Consider the following 15,691-nt stretch of genomic DNA (forward strand, 5'->3'; position numbering starts at 1 on the left):
CCGCTCAGGACCCGGCGAGCGGGTCGCCGGGGTTGCGCTCCGGCTCGCGCGGGTCGCCCTCGCCGCTGCGGGAGGCCAGCAACCGGCGGTACGAGGCGAGCCGGCGCGCGTCCGCCTTCCCGGCGGCCACCCAGGCGTCGAGCGCGCAGTCCGCCTCGTCGGCGGTGTGCGGGCAGTTGGCCGGGCAGTCGACTGTCGCCTCGACCAGGTCGGGGAAGCCGTGCAGCAGGCTCTCGGCGGACACGTGGGCCAGCCCGAAGCTGCGTACCCCTGGGGTGTCGACGATCCAGCCGGTGTCGCCGTCGGCGCCGGGCTCGGCGGGCAGGCGCAGCGCGACCGCGCTGGTCGACGTGTGCCGGCCCCGGCCGATCGCGCTGACCGTGCCCACCGCCCGTTCGGCGTCCGGGACGAGGCGGTTGACAAGCGTCGACTTGCCCACCCCGGAGTGGCCCACCATCACCGAGACCCGGCCGGCGAGCAGCGCCCGCAGCGCGGCCAGGTCGGAGTCCGGGCGGATCAGCACGTACGGCAGCTCCAGCTCGGTGTAGTAGCCGAGCACCGCCTCCGGGCCGGCGAGGTCGGCCTTGGTGAGGCAGAGCAGCGGCTCGATGCCGGCGTCGTACGCGGCCACCAGGCAGCGGTCGATGAACCCGGTACGCGGCGGGGGGTCGGCGAGCGCGCTGACGATCACCAGCTGGTCGGCGTTGGCGACCACCACCCGTTCCAGCCGCCCCTCGGCGGTGGTCTCGTCGTCGTCGGCGGTACGCCGCAGCACCGAGGTCCGCTCGGCGATGCGCACGATGCGGGCCAGCGCGCCCGGCGCACCGGAGGTGTCCCCGACCAGCCCCACCCGGTCGCCCACCACCACCGACTTGCGTCCCAGCTCGCGGGCGCGCATGGCGGTCACGAGCGGCGCGTCCGGTCCGGCGCCGGGGATCACACAGGTGTAGCGGCCCCGGTCGACGGCGATGACGAAGCCGTCGACGGCGTCTGCGTGCCGGGGCCGGGTGCGTGTACGCGGGCGCGAGGACCGGCCCGGTCGTACCCGGACGTCGTCCTCGTCGTACTCGCGCCGCTTCGTCGTCAGGACGTCCCCCCGCTGTCAGTTCTTGCCTGTCACCATCCCCGACCATAGTGCCGGGAACTCCGGCATGGTCTTGGAGGTGCACGCCACGTCGTCGACCTCGATGCCGGGGACGGCGAGCCCGGCCACCGCCGCCGCGTGCGCCATCCGGTGGTCGGCGTACGTGCGGAACGTCCCGCCGCGCAGCGGCCGGGGCCGGATGTCCAGGCCGTCGCGGGTCTCGGTGATGTCCGCGCCGAGCGCTGTGAACTCCTTGGCCAGGGCGGTGACCCGGTCGGTCTCGTGACCGCGGATGTGGCCGATGCCGGTGAGCCGGGACGGGCCGTCGGCGAGCAGCGTGAGCGCGGTCAGCACCGGGGTCAGCTCGCCCACGTCGGAGAGGTCGGCGTCCAGCCCGCGCACGGTGCCGGTGCCCCGCACCGTCAGGCCGTCGGTGCCGAGGCTCACCTCGCCGCCCATCCGGTGCAGCAGCTCGCGGAGCTGCTCGACCGGCTGGAGGCTGCTGCGCGGCCAGCCCTGGAGCGTCACCTCGCCGCCGGTGACCAGCGCGGCGGCGAAGAACGGCGCGGCGCCGGACAGGTCCGGTTCGATCTCCCACCCGCGCCCGGACAGCGGGCCCGGCTCGACCGTCCAGACGTCGGGCGTGGTGTCGTCGACGGCGGCGCCGGCGGCGCGGAGCATCTGCACCGTCATCCGCAGGTGCGGCGCGGACGGCACCGGCGGCCCCTCGTGCCGGACCACGACGCCCCTGTCGAAACGCGGCGCGGCGAGCAGCAGACCGGAGACGAGCTGGCTGGACGCGGAGGCGTCGATCACCACGTCACCGCCGGTCACCCGCCCCGCGCCGAGCACGACGAGCGGCAGGCTGCCGGCCGCTGGCGCGTCGATGCGGACGCCGAGCGTGCGCAGCGCGCCGATCAGCGGCCCGAGCGGCCGGGTCCGGGCGTGCGGGTCGCCGTCGAACGTGACCCGCCCGGCGGCCAGCCCGGCCACCGGGGGCAGGAAGCGCATCACGGTGCCGGCCAGGCCGACATCGACGTGCGCCGGGCCGGCCAGCGGATAGGGACGGACCAGCCAGCGATCGTCGTCCGAGATCGACATGTGGGCGCCGAGTGCGCGCAGGCCACCGGCCATCAGTTCGGTGTCCCGGGCGCGCAGTGGACGGGCGAGTGTCGACGGCCCGCCGGCGAGTGCGCCGAGCACCAGGGCCCGGGCGGTCATCGACTTGGAACCGGGCAGGCGCAGCGTCGCGGCGACCGGGTCGCTCGCGGTCGGCGCGGTCCACGGCTGCGGCGGACTCGTCGCGGTCGGATTGCTCACCGTTACATTCTGCCAAGCTCACGGGCCGGTGGAACCGCCCGTCGCCGCTGCTCCCGTTGGGCGGGACAGCCGGAACGTCCGGATGCGGCTAGCGTGGGCGCCATGTGCGGGAGGTACGCCACGACCCGGAGCGCCGCCGATCTGAGCGCGCTGTTCGAGTCGGCCGACGAGACCGGTGGGGTGGCGCCGGACTACAACGTCGCGCCGACCGACCCGGTGCCGCTGGTCCGGCTCGCCCCGGAGGGGCACAGGCTGCTCTCCCTCGGCCGCTGGGGCCTGCTCCCGCAGTGGTCGCGCAGCGCCGCCGGGGCCGCCCGCATGATCAACGCGAGAGCCGAGACGGTCGCCACCAGCCGGGCGTACGCGCCGTCCTTCGCCCGCCGCCGCTGCCTGGTCCCCGCCGACGGGTGGTACGAGTGGGTCCGCCTCGCCGACGGCGGACGCCAGCCCTACTTCATGACCCCGCGGGACGGCTCGGTCCTGGCCTTCGCCGGCATCTGGTCCGTGTGGGAGTCGGCGGGCGCGGCCCGGCTCACGTTCAGCGTGCTCACCACCGCTGCGGTCGGCGAGCTGGCCGAGGTGCACGACCGGATGCCGCTGCTGCTGTCGCCGGAGCGCTGGGCGGAATGGCTCGGCCCGGCCGAGGAGCCGGCGGAACTGCTCGCGCCGCCGGACGCCGGCCTGCTCGCCGGGCTGGAGATCCGGCCCGTGTCCCGGGCCGTCGGCGACGTCCGCAACGACGGCCCGGAGCTGATCGCCGCGGTGGCTCCGGCGGGTGTCGGGACGGCTGCCGGACCGACGCTCTTCTGATCACGCTCCGCCACATTTGCGTGCCCCGTTTGCCGGGGTTGGGCCGGAAAAGTCGCCCGGACGTTCAGTCAGTTTCATTGAAGACTCTTGTCCTTACGTATTCGAATGCGATAGAACACAGCGCCGGTGATGGGCGTCTGTTCGCACGGGGCGGATGACACCCATCGATCTTGTAAAGATCTACGCCGGTTCCCACGGGGGAGGTGGGTGTATTGACACGGGCACGTATGCCGCGTCCGCACGAGGTAGCCGCCGCGCGGCGCGATCCGCGACTGCTGCGGGCGCTGAGCGAACGACGCCAGGACGACGCGTGGCGCACCAGAGGCACCTGTCAGAACGTCGATCCGGAGACGTTCTTTCCGGCACCGAACGAACCGGCCGACGCGGCGGTGGCGCTCTGCCGCACCTGCGACGTCCAGGGCTCCTGCCTGGCCTGGGCGCTGGAGGTGGGCGACTGTCACGGCGTCTGGGGCGGCACCACGCCGCGTGAGCGGCGCGCCATGCTGGTGGCCTGGCGCAGCGAGGTGCAGCCGGATCCGGACGCGCTCGACGACGCCGGTCCGCCGGTGCGCGACCGCCTGCTCACGCTGGTCCCGCTGAGCTGATCCCGACGTCGCCCGTGGCCCGCTCCGGCAGGCCGCGGGCGACGTCCGTCTCCGCGCCCGATCACCGGCGGGCCGGCCGGCCGCGCAGAATGAGCCGGTGCGGCACGACGACGAGATCGACACACCACGGGGGCCCGCCCGGCTCCGGTTCGACCCACCCGCCGACGGCACCACGGTGCTGGTGCTCGGTCACGGCGCCGGCGGTGACGTGGACGCGCCCGACCTGACCGCCGTCCGGGACGCGGTGCTCGCCGCCGGGGCCGGGGTGGCCCTGGTGACCCAGCCGTACCGGGTTGCCGGGCGACGCGCGCCCGCTCCCGCCGGGCACCTCGACGAGGCGTGGACGGCGGTGCTGGCCGACCTGCGCCGGCGCGCCCCGCGGGTGCGCCACTGGGTGGTCGGGGGCCGGTCCAGCGGCGCCCGGGTGGCCTGCCGTACCGCCGCCGCCGTCGGGGCGGCCGGAGTCGTCGCACTGGCGTTCCCGCTGCACCCGCCGGGACGACCGGAGCGATCGCGGGCCGGGGAACTGCTCACCGGCCTGCCCACGCTCGTCGTCAACGGCGACCGGGATCCGTTCGGCGTGCCCGAGTCCGGCCCCGGCATCGAGGTGGTGGTCCGGCCGGGGGAGCGCCACGACCTGCGCGGCGACCCGGCCGGCACGGCCGCCGTGGTGCGGGACTGGCTGCGCGTACACGGGTGGTCGTCCTGACCGGGCGGCGCGCGCCGTGACCGTCCGCCGCGGCGGGTCGTTGCACCGGTTGGTGCCGGCCGCCCGGTTCGGGCGCGCCGGGGCCACCCTCCCAGGCCCTTCCTGGTCCCAGCGTCGGTCGCGGCCGAGGCCGGGACCAGGATCGGGTGGGGCCGGAGGAATGCCATGCCCCACAACTCGCGTTATCTCCCTTGGACGACGACAGAGCCAGCGCGAGGGGGGTGACCGGTGCCGATCGAGACACGGAGCCGGGAACGGGACGAACGGGACGAGCGTCAGCTCCGGCGGCTGCTCGACGCGCCGGAGTGGCCCGCGGCGGCGTCGGTCGTGAGCACCGGCACACACTCCGGAAGTGAATCTGCCGGTAGGTGGGTACGCGTATCCTCGGCGGGAAAGCATCCGACGCGAGGGGATGTGCGGTTGACCACCGAGAAGACGGACGAGCGCAGGGCCCGCTTCGAGCGGGACGCGATGCCCTTCGTCGATCAGCTCTACGCTGCCGGACTGCGGATGACCCGCAACCCGGCGGACGCGGAGGACCTGGTTCAGGAGACGTACCTGAAGGCGTACGCCGCCTTCCACCAGTTCGAGCAGGGCACGAACCTGAAGGCCTGGCTCTACCGGATCCTGACCAACACCTACATCAACACCTACCGCAAGCGGCAGCGCCAGCCCATCCAGGCGCCGACCGAGGAGATCACCGACTGGCAGCTCGCCGAGGCGGAGTCGCACACGTCCAGCGGCCTGCGCTCGGCCGAGACGGAGGCGCTCGACCGGCTGCCGGACAGCGACGTCAAGGAGGCCCTCCAGCAGTTGCCGGAGGAGTTCCGCCTGGCCGTCTACCTGACCGACGTCGAGGGCTTCTCCTACAAGGAGGTCGCCGACATCATGGGCACGCCGATCGGCACCGTGATGTCCCGTCTGCACCGTGGCCGACGTAATCTGCGGAAGCTGCTGGAGCAGTACGCGGCGGAGCGGGGTTTCAGCGCCGCCTCGTCGAAGAAGGGTTCGACCGCCGCCGCCGGCCGGGAGGTGTGACCGTGAGCTGTGGACAACCGCACGAGACGGACTGCCGCGAGGTGCTCGCCGAGGTCTACCTCTACCTCGACCTGGAGTGCGCCGAGGAGCGCCGGGTGCTGATCCGGCACCACCTGGACGAGTGCGGGCCGTGCCTGCGCGAGTACGGCATCGAGCAGGAGGTCAAGGCGCTCGTGGCCCGGTGCTGCGGCAACGAGGCGGCCCCGGAGAAGCTGCGTGAGCGGTTGCGCCTGCGGCTGACCGAGCTGGTGGTCTTCGAGAGCACCGAGTCCCGCGAACTGGCCGACTGACAAGCGACGCAACGGCCCGGGTCCGATCACGGACCCGGGCCGTTGCGCTGTCCGGCGACTGCGCCGCCTGATCGGATGATCAGGAGTTGGGGCGCTTGCCGTGGTTGGCGCTGCTCTTCTTACGGGCCTTCTTCTTGCGGGCCTTCTTCGCCATGCTCTGCCTCCTTGTGCTGGTCACGGTTCCGTCCGCGGCTGGGCGCGGCGGAGGTCGCGGTGCGGCCCTCCGGGCTCGCCGGTGGCCGACCCGCACGATGCTAGTGCCGTCGCCGGCGGTCGGGGCGCGGCGGGGCGGATCGCGCGCGGCGGTGGTGCGCGGCCCGGCGTGACCGGCGTCATGATTGGATACCGTTCGCAGGATTGTCGGGGAGCTGTCGGGGAGAGGGAGGGCCGAGATGGCCGAGGAGATCCGCGCCGAGATGGTGGCGAACGTCTGGAAGGTCGTCGTGTCGGCCGGTGACACGGTGTCCGAGGGCGACACCCTCGTCATCCTGGAGTCGATGAAGATGGAGATCCCGGTGGTCGCCGAGTCCGACGGCGTGGTGCAGAAGCTGGCGGTCAACGAGGGCGACGTGGTGCAGGACGGCGACCTGATCGCGGAGATCGGTTGACCGGCCTGCGGGTGCGCCGCGCCGAGCCGGCGGACTTCCCGGCCGTGGCCCGGCTGACAGTCGCCGCGTACGAGGCGGACGGCCAGCTCAAGGACGAGAGCGGGTACGCGCCGGTGCTCGCCGACGTGGCCGGCCGCGCCGAGACCGGCGAGGTGCTGGTGGCCGTCGACGACGCCACCGGCCAGGTGCTCGGCGCGGTGACGTTCGTGCTGCCCGGCACCCCGTACGCCGAACTGGCCGGCCCGGGCGAGGCCGAGTTCCGGATGCTCGCTGTGGATCCGGCCGCGCAGGGCCGGGGCGCGGGCGCCGCGCTCGCGGCCGCGTGCGTGGCGCGCGCCACGGAGCTGGGCTGCACCGCTGTGGTGATCTGCGTCCGCGCCGGGATGGCGGCGAACGCACACCGCCTCTACGAGCGGCTCGGTTTCGTCAGGTACCCGGAGAAGGACTGGACGCCGCTGCCCGGCATCGACCTGCGCGGCCTGCGGCTGGATCTGACCGCGGCGGGCTGAACCGGCTCAGCCCTGGCCGGTCTCGCCGATCTTGGCGAGCAACTCGTCGGCCACCTGGAGCGCGATCCGCTTGCGCTCGTCGTCGGTGATGCCCGGCACGCGGACCGCGAACCAGCTGCTGTGCACCGCGAACAGCGTGAGCGCGGCGCGGAGCTGGGCGGCGGGCGAGTCGTCGCCCCGGCACAGCTCGTGCGCCAGCCGCATCATCCGGTCCCGCATCTGCTGGCCGGCGACGAGGCTCTTGAGCACGGTCTGGTTCTGCTCGAAGAAGCGCATCACCTGGGGCAGGTCGCCGGCGAACATGCTGTCGGCGTACCTGCCGATCAGGGCGCGCCGGGTGGCCAGGGTGGGCGGCTGGTCGGCGGCCCAGGCGATCAGCTCGTCCATCCGGCGCAGCCGGTCGTCGACCAGGCTGGTGACGATCTCGTCCTTGCTCTTGAAGTGGTAGTAGAGCGCCGCCTTGGTCACGCCCAGCCGCTCGGCGATCTCCCGCAGCGACGTCTTCTCGTAGCCCTGCTCGGTGAAGAGTTCCAAGGCGACGGCCTGGATCCGCTCGCGCGTGCCACCTGTGGTCTCCCTCACCGGCCGACATCCTTCCAATCCGCTTGACGTGCGCCCGCCATCAGCTTACCGTCCGGCTGGTAAGCAAACTAGCCGGGCGGCAAGTAAGTCGATCATCCGATCTGCGGGGGAGCCTACCGATGAGTCAACCAGCCCAGGTGACCACGAGACCCAATGTCCGGGTCGTCCTGTTCGGTCTGATGATCGCGATGATGCTCGCGATGCTCGACAACATGATCGTCAGCACCGCGCTGCCGCGGATCGTCTTCGAGTTCGGCGGCGCCGACCACTTCACCTGGGTGGTCACCGCGTACGTGCTGGGCACGACGGTCTCCACGCCGATCTGGGGCAAGCTCGGCGACCTCTACGGCCGCAAGACGGTCTTCCTCACCGCTGTGGTGGTGTTCCTGGTCGGCTCCGCGCTCTGCGGCATGTCCGGCTCCGGCGTCTTCGGCGGCGCCGACACCGGCATGACCGAGCTGATCGCGTTCCGTGCCGTCCAGGGCCTCGGCGCCGGTGGCCTGATGGTCGGCGTCATGGCGATCATCGGTGACCTGGTCCCGCCGCGCGAGCGGGGCCGCTACCAGGGCATGATCGCCGGGATCATGGCCATCGCCATGGTCGCCGGCCCGCTCGTCGGCGGCTTCATCACCGACAACCTCTCCTGGCGCTGGGCGTTCTACGTCAACCTGCCGCTGGGCGGCGCGGCGCTGCTGATCCTCGCCACCACCATGCACCTGCCCAAGTACCGCACCGAGCACAAGATCGACTGGTTGGGCGCGGCGCTGCTGTCCGTCGGCATCACCGCGATCGTGCTGGTGACCACGTGGGGCGGCAACGAGTACGACTGGATCTCGCCACAGATCCTCGGCCTCGCCGTGCTGGCGGTGCTCGCCCTCGGCGCGTTCGCGGTGGTGGAGCGGCGCGTGCCGGAGCCGATCCTGCCGCTGAGCCTGTTCGCCAACCGCAACTTCGCGCTGATCTCGGTGATCGGGTTCCTGCTCGGCTTCGCCATGTTCGGCGCGATGAACTTCCTGCCGCTCTACCAGCAGACCGTGCAGGGGGCGTCGGCCACGAACAGCGGCCTGCTGCTGCTTCCGCTCATGTTCGGCATGCTCGTGGTGTCGCTCGTGGTCGGCCGGACCATCACCAGGACCGGCCGCTACCGCGTCTTCCCGATCGTCGGCGGCGTGGTGATGGTCGCCGGGATGGGCCTGCTCAGCCTGCTGGACGTGGACACCAGCAAGGCGCAGTCCTCGATCTACATGATCGTGCTCGGTGTCGGCATGGGCTTCCTCATGCAGACCTCGATGCTGATCGCGCAGAACAGCGTGGAACAGAAGGACCTCGGCGCGGCCAGCGGCGCTGCGACCTTCTTCCGGTCCATCGGCGGCTCGTTCGGCGTCTCCCTCTTCGGCGCGATCTTCGCCAACCGCCTCGCCGACTCGGCCGCCGGTTCCGCGTTCGCGGGCTCGGGCGGCGAGGGCGGCGCGATGGACCTGGAGGCGCTCAAGAAGCTCACCGGCCCGATGCGCGAGGCGGTGCTCGGCGGCCTCTCCGACGCCATCTCGCACGTCTTCTTCTGGGCGGTCCTCTTCACGGTGGCCGTACCGGTGCTCGCCTGGTTCATCAAGGAGGTGCCGCTGCGCGCGACGAACGACGTACCGCCGGCCGGCGCCACACCGGAGGACGAGGCCGAGGCCGCGCTCGGCCAGGCCCCCGTCGCCTGACGTGCCTCGCGCCCGCTGCTCGCCAGTTCGGGGTAGTGGCGGGGTCGAGGGCGAGTTGATCGCGCCACTTCGGCGAAGTGGCGGCGGTCAGTTCCGGCGGAACAGGGCTGTTAATCGTCGCCAGAGACGCCGCAGCGGACCGCCGGCGGCGCCGGCGATGAGCGAGTCGGCGGTGGCACGTGCGGCCGGGTCGAGGGCCGGGGTGGCCCGCGCCAGGTACGCCAGCGACACCGCTACCGGGGTGCGCCGCATCGGCCCGGCCGCCACCTCGGCGATCCGCCCGGACACCAGCGCTGCTACGTCGGCGCGGGTGTCCGGGTGCACCCAGGCGGCGGTGACCAGGGCGAACAGTGCCGCCTCGGCGGCCGGGCCGAGATCACCGGCGGCCAGTTCCCCCAGCACCCGACGCCGGGTCGACAGCTCCCACGGCTCGTCGGTGCGGTGGTGCAGCAGGCCGAGGCAGGCCCAGACCTGCGCGCAGCGCGTCCACAGTGCCGGATCCTGCCCGCCGAGCACCCGGCCCAGCGCTGTCGCCGGTGCCTCCGGCGGGTGTGCCAGCAGGGCGAGCAGGTCGGCGAGGTCCAGTGTGGCGAGCCCGACCGCGGTGTCGTACGCGGCCGGCGGATGCGCCCACGCCGGGTGCGCGAGCTGCTGGAGCCGCCGTACCGCTGCCGCCGAGGGGGCGGGACCGTCGAGGGCCGGGGTGTCGTCGCCGGCCGGGGTCACCTGCCCGAGCCAGGGGTGGCCCCGGCAGCACTCGGCGAGGTCACCGTGCTCGTGCGTGTCGTCCGGGTGGTCGCGGACGAAGTCGGCGAGCGCCACCAGGTGGTCCACGTCGCCGTCGCGCAGGTAGCGCAGCCGGTGCGCGGTGTGCACCGCGCAGTCGAAGGTGGGGTCCTTCGCCAGCGCCCGGTCGATCCAGCCCAGCGCCGCGTCGAGCCGGCCGTTGTCGGCCAGCGTGCCGGCGATGTCCGCGTAGACAGCGAGGTCGTCGGGGTCGAGCGCGACAGCGCGTTCCAGTGCGGCGAGCGCCTCGGCGGTCCGGCCGGCGCCGCGGTACGCGTACCCGAGCCACACCTCGCCGAGTTTGGTGGGCTGTGCGCGTACCCCCCGGGTGGCCCAGGTGACGGCGAGGGTGACCTCGCCGAGGCGCCGGGCCAGCGCGGACGCCGCGCCCAGCAGCAGCGGATGGGCCGGATGGACGGTGATCGCGTTGCGGGCCAGCGTGAGGTACGGCGCGAGCGGCTCGCGCAGCCGGCGCGGCGCGGGGTCCGGCGCCGCCGCGCAGACCTGCATGAGGATCCGGGCGGTGCGCTCGGGGCCGAGGCGTTCCGGCAGGTCGGCGGCGGTCACCCAGGGTACGGCGGCCCAGGGCGCGGCCGGCGCGTAGCCGGTGGCGGCGGCGAGCAGGTCGAGCCCTTCGGCGGGGCGGCCGGCGGCGGCGAGCAGGTGCGCGCGGGCCACCACGGCGCCGACGAACGCCTGCTGACCGAGCGGGAAGAGGTCCAGGTCGCCGCCGCTGACCGCGTTCAGCCGGGCGAGCGTCTCGTGCGCCTCGGGCAGCGTGGGGGAGCGGACCAGCGCGGCGGCCACGTGGTCGGCGGCGTGCCGCAGGTCGCCCTCGCCCAGCGCAAGCCGGGCCAGCGCGAGTTCCTCCTCCGCCGACAGCGCGGCGTCGTCCTCGGGCACGTCGTCCTCTCGCCGGGTCGGGTCGGTCAGCCGGGCAAGCCTAGGGGATCTTCCGTCAGTTAGTGATCCACTGCGCACTCCTGCTCGTTGCGTTGATTGAGGCTACTGAAACGTGCAAGACTGAGCATCGAACGCGCGGGAAACGCGCAGAAGGAGGTTCCGGAGTGACGCAAGCAGGGGCCGGTATGGCCGCCGACATCGACGAGCAGCCGGCCGGTTACGAGCGTCTGCTCTCCACCGAGCACGCGGCGGCCATCGCCGAGGTGGCGGCCGTCGTCGCCGAACGCCGCCCCCGGCACGTCGTCTTCACCGCCCGGGGCACCTCCGACCACGCCGCGCTCTACGCGGCCTACCTGACCGAGATCCGCCTCGGACTGCCCGCCGGGCTGGCCTCCCCGAGCGCGATCACCGTCTTCGGCGCCCGGCCCGACCTCTCCGACGCGCTCGTCGTCGGCGTCAGCCAGAGCGGCGGCTCGCCCGACCTGGCCGAGGTGCTGCGGGTCGCCCGCGCGTCCGGCGCGCTCACCCTCGCGGTCACCAACAACCCCGGCTCGCCGCTGGTGGAGACCGCCGAGCTGAGCGTCGACATCGCCGCCGGCCACGAGCGCGCGGTCGCCGCCACCAAGACCTACACCGCCGAGCTGCTCGCGCTGCTCATGCTGATCGAGGGCGTACGCGCCGGCGACGGCGTGCTGCCCGCCGAGGAGCACGCCGCCCTGAGCCGCCTGCCCGAGCTGGCCGCGCAGACGCTCGCCGACGACACCCCGGCCCGGCTCGCCCCGCGTTACCGGTTCGCCGCCCAGCTCGTCACCACCGGCCGGGGATACGCGTACCCGACCGCCCGGGAGGCGGCGCTGAAGCTGATGGAGACGTCGTACCTCCCGGCGCTCGCCTTCTCCGGCGCCGACCTGCTGCACGGCCCGCTCGCCATGACCGACCCGGACGTCCCGGTGCTCGCCGTGGTCGGCTCCGGCCCCGGCGGCACGTCGATGCGCGAGGTGCTGCCCCGCCTCGGCGAACGCCGCGCCGACGTGGTCGTGGTCGGCTCCGCCGAGGTCGGCGAGACCCGGATGGCGGTTCCCGAGGTCGACGAGCGGTACGCGCCGCTGCTCGACATCCTGCCGCTGCAACGGCTCGCGCTGGCCCTGGCCCTGGCCCGGGGCGAGGACCCGGACGCGCCGCGCGGCTTGAAGAAGGTCACGGCGACGATGTGAGGTCCGGCGTGGCACGCTGTGTGGCGTGTCCACCCTCCGTGACCTCGCCGAGGAGCACACCGCGCTCCGCCCGGCCGACATCGACCATCTGCACCGGATCGCCGGCGACTGGCAGCTGCTGTCCGACCTGTCCTTCGCCGACCTGCTGCTCTGGGTGCCGGTGGACGGTGACGGCACGTTCCTCTGCGTGGCCCAGGTCCGTCCCACCACCGCGCCGACCGCCTACCTGGACGACCAGGTCGGGCGCATCGTCGGCGGGGCCGAGGTGGCCCACCTGGAGGTGGCCCACCGGCAGGGACGGATCTGGCGCGAGGGCGACCCGGTCTGGTACGGCGACGTCCCGGCCCGCCACGAGGCGATCCCGGTCCGGCTGCGCACCGGCGACGGTGAAGCCGGCGAGGTGATCGCCGTGGTGGGCCGGGACACCAACCTGTCCACCGCGCGCACCCCGAGCCAGCTCGAACTGAACTACCTGACCACGGCCGACGACCTCGCCCAGATGATCGCCGACGGCACGTTCCCGCCGCCCCGGCACCCCGGCGAGACCACCTCGGCGCCCCGGGTCGGCGACGGCCTGGTGCGGCTCGACGCCAACGGCAAGGTCACCTACGCCAGCCCGAACGCGCAGTCCGCGTACCGCCGCCTCGGCTACGCCTCCCACCTCGTCGGGGAGGACCTGGCCAAGCTGCACCGTCGGCTCGCCGGCGACCCACTCGAAGGCACCGACGCGGGCAACGCCGTGCTCGCCGCGCTGCGCGGCGAGGCGCCACCCCGCCGGGAGATCGACGCGCGGGGCGCCACCATGCTGACCCGGGCGCTGCCGCTGATGCCCGCCGGAGTGCCGATCGGCGCGCTGGTGCTGGTCCGCGACATCACCGAGGTACGCCGCCGCGACCGCGCCCTGATCACCAAGGACGCCACCATCCGGGAGATCCACCACCGGGTGAAGAACAACCTCCAGACCGTCGCCGCGCTGCTGCGCCTCCAGGCCCGGAGGGTTGCCATGCCCGAGGCGCGGGTGGCGCTCGAAGAGTCGGTACGCCGGGTCGCCTCGATCGCTCTCGTCCACGAGACGCTCTCCATGTCCAGCGACGAGGCGGTCGAGTTCGACGGCATCGTGGACCGGGTCGCCAGCGCCGCCACCGAGGTCGCCGCCACCGAGGTGAGCGTCGGCATGCGCCGCCGCGGCACCTTCGGCGTACTGCCCGCCGAGATCGCCACCTCGCTGGTGATGGTGCTCAACGAGCTGCTGCTCAACGCCGTCGAACACGGCTTCCCGCCGGCCGACGAGGAGGCCGGTGCCCCCTCGCCCTCGCCCTCGCCCTCGCCCGCGGACGCGGCCCGGCCCGAGGCCGTGGTCTCCGCGCCCCGGCCCGAGGTGGTGGTCTCCGCGCACCGGGCCCGCAAGCAACTGCACGTCACTGTCACCGACAACGGCCGAGGGCTGCCCGAGCAGTTCGACGCCGAACGCGGCGGCAACCTGGGCCTCCAGATCGTCCGGGCGCTCGTCACCGGCGAGCTGCGCGGCACCATCGACCTGCGCAACGGCGCCGACGGCGGCACCGAGGCGGCCATCGTCGTACCGCTGGCCCGCGGCACCACCGACCGCCTCACCGGACGAGCAGGGCCACCGTGATCCCCGGCCGCGGCCACACCTGCCGCACCGTGTAGCCCGCGCGCAGCGCGTCGCCCTTCGCACCAGGCACCGCCGCCGGCGGGTCGGCGCGGCGGCCGGTGACCACCAGCCACACCCGGTCCACCCCGGCCAGGCACCGCGCCGGGTCGTCGCACTCCACGGCCCAGAGGCTCGCGTCCTGCCGCTGGTCGCGGACCACGAGCACGTCGCGCGGCAGCCTCGGCCCCATGTGGTACGCCATGCCGAGGTCCGGGAACAGCCACCCGTCCCGGGGCGAATAGACGATCGCGTCGCCCGGCCGCTGCTCGGCGCGGATGATCCCGGCCGCGCCCGCGTAGTCGACGAGTGCGCTGCGCGGCCACTCGTGGGTACGGCGCAGGGCCACCTGGTCGGGCAGCCCGAGCAGCCCGGCCAGGACCACCACCGCGATTCCCGCCGCGATCCGTCCGCGCGGCGACGTCGGTCCTTGCTCTGCTTCCGCGGGCGCGGCAGTGCGGCCGGCTGCGGCGGGTGTCGCCGTGCGCTCGGGTTCGGCGGGCGTCGCTGTTCCCGGCGTTCGGGCCGGCGCGGGAGTGACCCGCGCGGCAGCCAGCGCGGCGCCGGCAAGTACACAGGCGAACGGCACGGTGAAGACGAGGTAGCGGGTCACCCACAGCGGCACAATCGTTCCGGCGGCGAAGACCAGCACCACCGGCAGCAGCACGGCGGCGACCGGCAGCAGCGCCCGGCGACCCAGCCGGGCCGCGCCGAGCGCCGCGAGCGCGAGCACGAACCCGCCGACGACACCGCTCTGCGCCAGCGCGCCCGGCAACGCCGCCAGGTCGGGCAGGCGCGCCGGGTCCACCCAGTCGAGTTGCCGTCCACGCTGCCCCCGCGCCACCAGCGCCAGTGGGGTGACGAGCACGACGACCGGCACCAGCGCCAGCAGCCACCCGGCCAGCACCCGTCGGCCGGGCGCCGACCCCTCCCGAGCCTCGCCGGTCACGTCCTGCCGTTCCGCTTCCGGCGCGTCCGTGCCGTGCTCCCTGCTCCCGGGATGCGGTGACACCCGTGGCGTTCCACCGGCGCTCGATCTCGTGGCTGGGTGGAGCGCCGCGGGTGTCTGCGGGGCGCCGTGACACCCGTGGCGTTCCACCGGCGCTCGATCTCGTGGCTGGGTGGAACGCCACGGGTGTCTGCGGCATGGCCGGCTCGCGTCGGGCATCTCGGCTCGGGACCGGCCGGGCGGATCGACGACCGCCGCGGGGCCACGTGCGGCGGTCAGCAGCACCACCACGGCGTGGGCGGCGAGCAGGGTGAGCGCGATCAGGTGGAGCAGGGCGAGCGCGGCGACGGCGAGGGCGTACCCGGCCCAGCGTCGCCAGGTCGGCCGGCGCAGCGCCTCGACCAGCAACAGCGTGGCCAGCACGGCGAACAGCGTGGCGAGGGCGTACGGGCGGGCCTCCTGGCCGTACCGCGAGGTGACCGGCAGCACCGCGAACAGCAGTCCGGCCAGCAGCCCGGCGCGACTGCCGACGAGCATCGCGCCGAGGCGGGCGGTGAGCGCGGCAGCCACTGCCATCGCGAGCGCGGAGGGTAGCCGCAGCGCGGTCGGCGACGCGCCGGCCAGGGCGGTCCAGCCGTGCATGAGCAGGTAGTACGGCCCGGTAGCGGCGTCGATCGTGCGGGTCATCCGGACCAGGTCCGGTACCGGGCGAATGGCGGCGCTCCAGGTCGCCAGCTCGTCCCGCCACGGCTGGGCGTGCCCGATGCCGGTCAGTGTCACAGCGAGCGTGAGCAGTCCGGGTATCACCCACACCACCGGACCCGGCCGGCTGCGGACGGACGCGGGCGCGAACCTCCTCACCCCCGCAGCCTCACACGCCCAGCCCTTCCCGCCCGTCCGCTC

Annotated in this window: 15 protein-coding genes; 10 read left to right on the forward strand and 5 right to left on the reverse strand. The window is 73.9% G+C overall.

All coding sequences use genetic code 11. From position 1 onward, the window contains the following. Nucleotides 1-4: 4 nt before the first annotated feature. A complete protein-coding gene (rsgA, locus tag ABD52_RS19735; RefSeq protein ID WP_013475265.1) occupies nt 5-940 on the reverse strand; it encodes a ribosome small subunit-dependent GTPase A in 936 nt (311 codons plus the stop codon). 162 nt (nt 941-1,102) lie between these two features. After that, nucleotides 1,103-2,404 carry a 3-phosphoshikimate 1-carboxyvinyltransferase gene (gene aroA, locus ABD52_RS19740; RefSeq protein WP_047892768.1) on the reverse strand — a complete coding sequence of 434 codons (1,302 nt, stop codon included), beginning with the start codon at nt 2,402-2,404 and terminating at the stop codon, nt 1,103-1,105. 102 nt (nt 2,405-2,506) lie between these two features. Here aroA and ABD52_RS19745 point away from each other — a divergent pair, with 102 nt between their 5' ends. The 7 genes from ABD52_RS19745 to ABD52_RS19780 all read left to right on the forward strand — a co-directional run bounded on the left by ABD52_RS19745 (nt 2,507) and on the right by ABD52_RS19780 (nt 6,973). After that, on the forward strand, nt 2,507-3,214 hold the full coding sequence (locus ABD52_RS19745) for an SOS response-associated peptidase (protein ID WP_013475266.1): 708 nt from the start codon (nt 2,507-2,509) through the stop codon (nt 3,212-3,214). 212 nt (nt 3,215-3,426) lie between these two features. Continuing rightward, nucleotides 3,427-3,819 (forward strand): WhiB family transcriptional regulator, encoded by a 393-nt coding sequence (locus ABD52_RS19750; protein ID WP_013288375.1) that lies wholly within the window; start codon nt 3,427-3,429, stop codon nt 3,817-3,819. Nucleotides 3,820-3,916: 97 nt separating this feature from the next. Then, nucleotides 3,917-4,528 (forward strand): alpha/beta family hydrolase, encoded by a 612-nt coding sequence (locus tag ABD52_RS19755; RefSeq protein WP_013288374.1) that lies wholly within the window; start codon nt 3,917-3,919, stop codon nt 4,526-4,528. 228 nt (nt 4,529-4,756) lie between these two features. Continuing rightward, complete coding sequence (locus tag ABD52_RS19760) at nt 4,757-5,566, forward strand: sigma-70 family RNA polymerase sigma factor (RefSeq protein ID WP_013288373.1); 810 nt, start codon at nt 4,757-4,759, stop codon at nt 5,564-5,566. A 2-nt stretch (nt 5,567-5,568) separates the two neighbouring features. Beyond that, on the forward strand, nt 5,569-5,856 hold the full coding sequence (rsrA, locus tag ABD52_RS19765; protein ID WP_013288372.1) for a mycothiol system anti-sigma-R factor: 288 nt from the start codon (nt 5,569-5,571) through the stop codon (nt 5,854-5,856). 392 nt (nt 5,857-6,248) lie between these two features. Then, a complete protein-coding gene (locus tag ABD52_RS19775) occupies nt 6,249-6,464 on the forward strand; it encodes a biotin/lipoyl-binding carrier protein (RefSeq protein ID WP_013288370.1) in 216 nt (71 codons plus the stop codon). Beyond that, the gene (locus ABD52_RS19780) at nt 6,461-6,973 is read left to right on the forward strand and encodes a GNAT family N-acetyltransferase (protein WP_013288369.1); all 513 of its coding nucleotides are present in this window, start codon (nt 6,461-6,463) and stop codon (nt 6,971-6,973) included. The genes ABD52_RS19775 and ABD52_RS19780 overlap by 4 nt, the downstream gene beginning before the upstream one ends. Before the next feature lie 6 nt (nt 6,974-6,979). Here ABD52_RS19780 and ABD52_RS19785 read toward each other — a convergent pair whose 3' ends face one another. Then, nucleotides 6,980-7,555 carry a TetR/AcrR family transcriptional regulator gene (locus tag ABD52_RS19785; RefSeq protein ID WP_013288368.1) on the reverse strand — a complete coding sequence of 192 codons (576 nt, stop codon included), beginning with the start codon at nt 7,553-7,555 and terminating at the stop codon, nt 6,980-6,982. 119 nt (nt 7,556-7,674) lie between these two features. Here ABD52_RS19785 and ABD52_RS19790 point away from each other — a divergent pair, with 119 nt between their 5' ends. After that, nucleotides 7,675-9,264 (forward strand): MDR family MFS transporter, encoded by a 1,590-nt coding sequence (locus ABD52_RS19790; RefSeq protein WP_047892769.1) that lies wholly within the window; start codon nt 7,675-7,677, stop codon nt 9,262-9,264. An 87-nt stretch (nt 9,265-9,351) separates the two neighbouring features. On the opposite strand, the gene ABD52_RS19795 is transcribed toward ABD52_RS19790, so the two are convergent. Next, nucleotides 9,352-10,953: a tetratricopeptide repeat protein gene (locus ABD52_RS19795; protein ID WP_047892770.1), complete on the reverse strand. Its 1,602-nt coding sequence runs from the start codon at nt 10,951-10,953 to the stop codon at nt 9,352-9,354. Between the two features lie 185 nt (nt 10,954-11,138). On the opposite strand from ABD52_RS19795, the gene ABD52_RS19800 reads away from it, so the two are divergent. Beyond that, on the forward strand, nt 11,139-12,167 hold the full coding sequence (locus tag ABD52_RS19800; protein WP_041784193.1) for an SIS domain-containing protein: 1,029 nt from the start codon (nt 11,139-11,141) through the stop codon (nt 12,165-12,167). 25 nt (nt 12,168-12,192) lie between these two features. Then, nucleotides 12,193-13,803: a PAS domain-containing sensor histidine kinase gene (locus ABD52_RS19805; protein WP_047892771.1), complete on the forward strand. Its 1,611-nt coding sequence runs from the start codon at nt 12,193-12,195 to the stop codon at nt 13,801-13,803. Here ABD52_RS19805 and ABD52_RS19810 read toward each other — a convergent pair. Beyond that, a complete protein-coding gene (locus tag ABD52_RS19810; protein WP_047892772.1) occupies nt 13,778-15,649 on the reverse strand; it encodes a glycosyltransferase family 39 protein in 1,872 nt (623 codons plus the stop codon). The two genes, ABD52_RS19805 and ABD52_RS19810, sit on opposite strands and share 26 nt — an antisense overlap. Nucleotides 15,650-15,691: the final 42 nt, after the last annotated feature.

This window comes from Micromonospora sp. RV43 (assembly GCF_001029515.1).
GTDB classification, from domain to species: Bacteria; Actinomycetota; Actinomycetes; order Mycobacteriales; family Micromonosporaceae; genus Micromonospora; species Micromonospora aurantiaca.

Coding starts and splice junctions, on each gene's coding strand:
- ABD52_RS19745 (WP_013475266.1), top strand. CDS start 2,507: ATGTGCGGGAGGTACGCCACGACCCGGAGCGCCGCCGATCTGAGCGCG.
- ABD52_RS19800 (WP_041784193.1), top strand. CDS start 11,139: ATGGCCGCCGACATCGACGAGCAGCCGGCCGGTTACGAGCGTCTGCTC.
- ABD52_RS19775 (WP_013288370.1), top strand. CDS start 6,249: ATGGCCGAGGAGATCCGCGCCGAGATGGTGGCGAACGTCTGGAAGGTC.
- ABD52_RS19790 (WP_047892769.1), top strand. CDS start 7,675: ATGAGTCAACCAGCCCAGGTGACCACGAGACCCAATGTCCGGGTCGTC.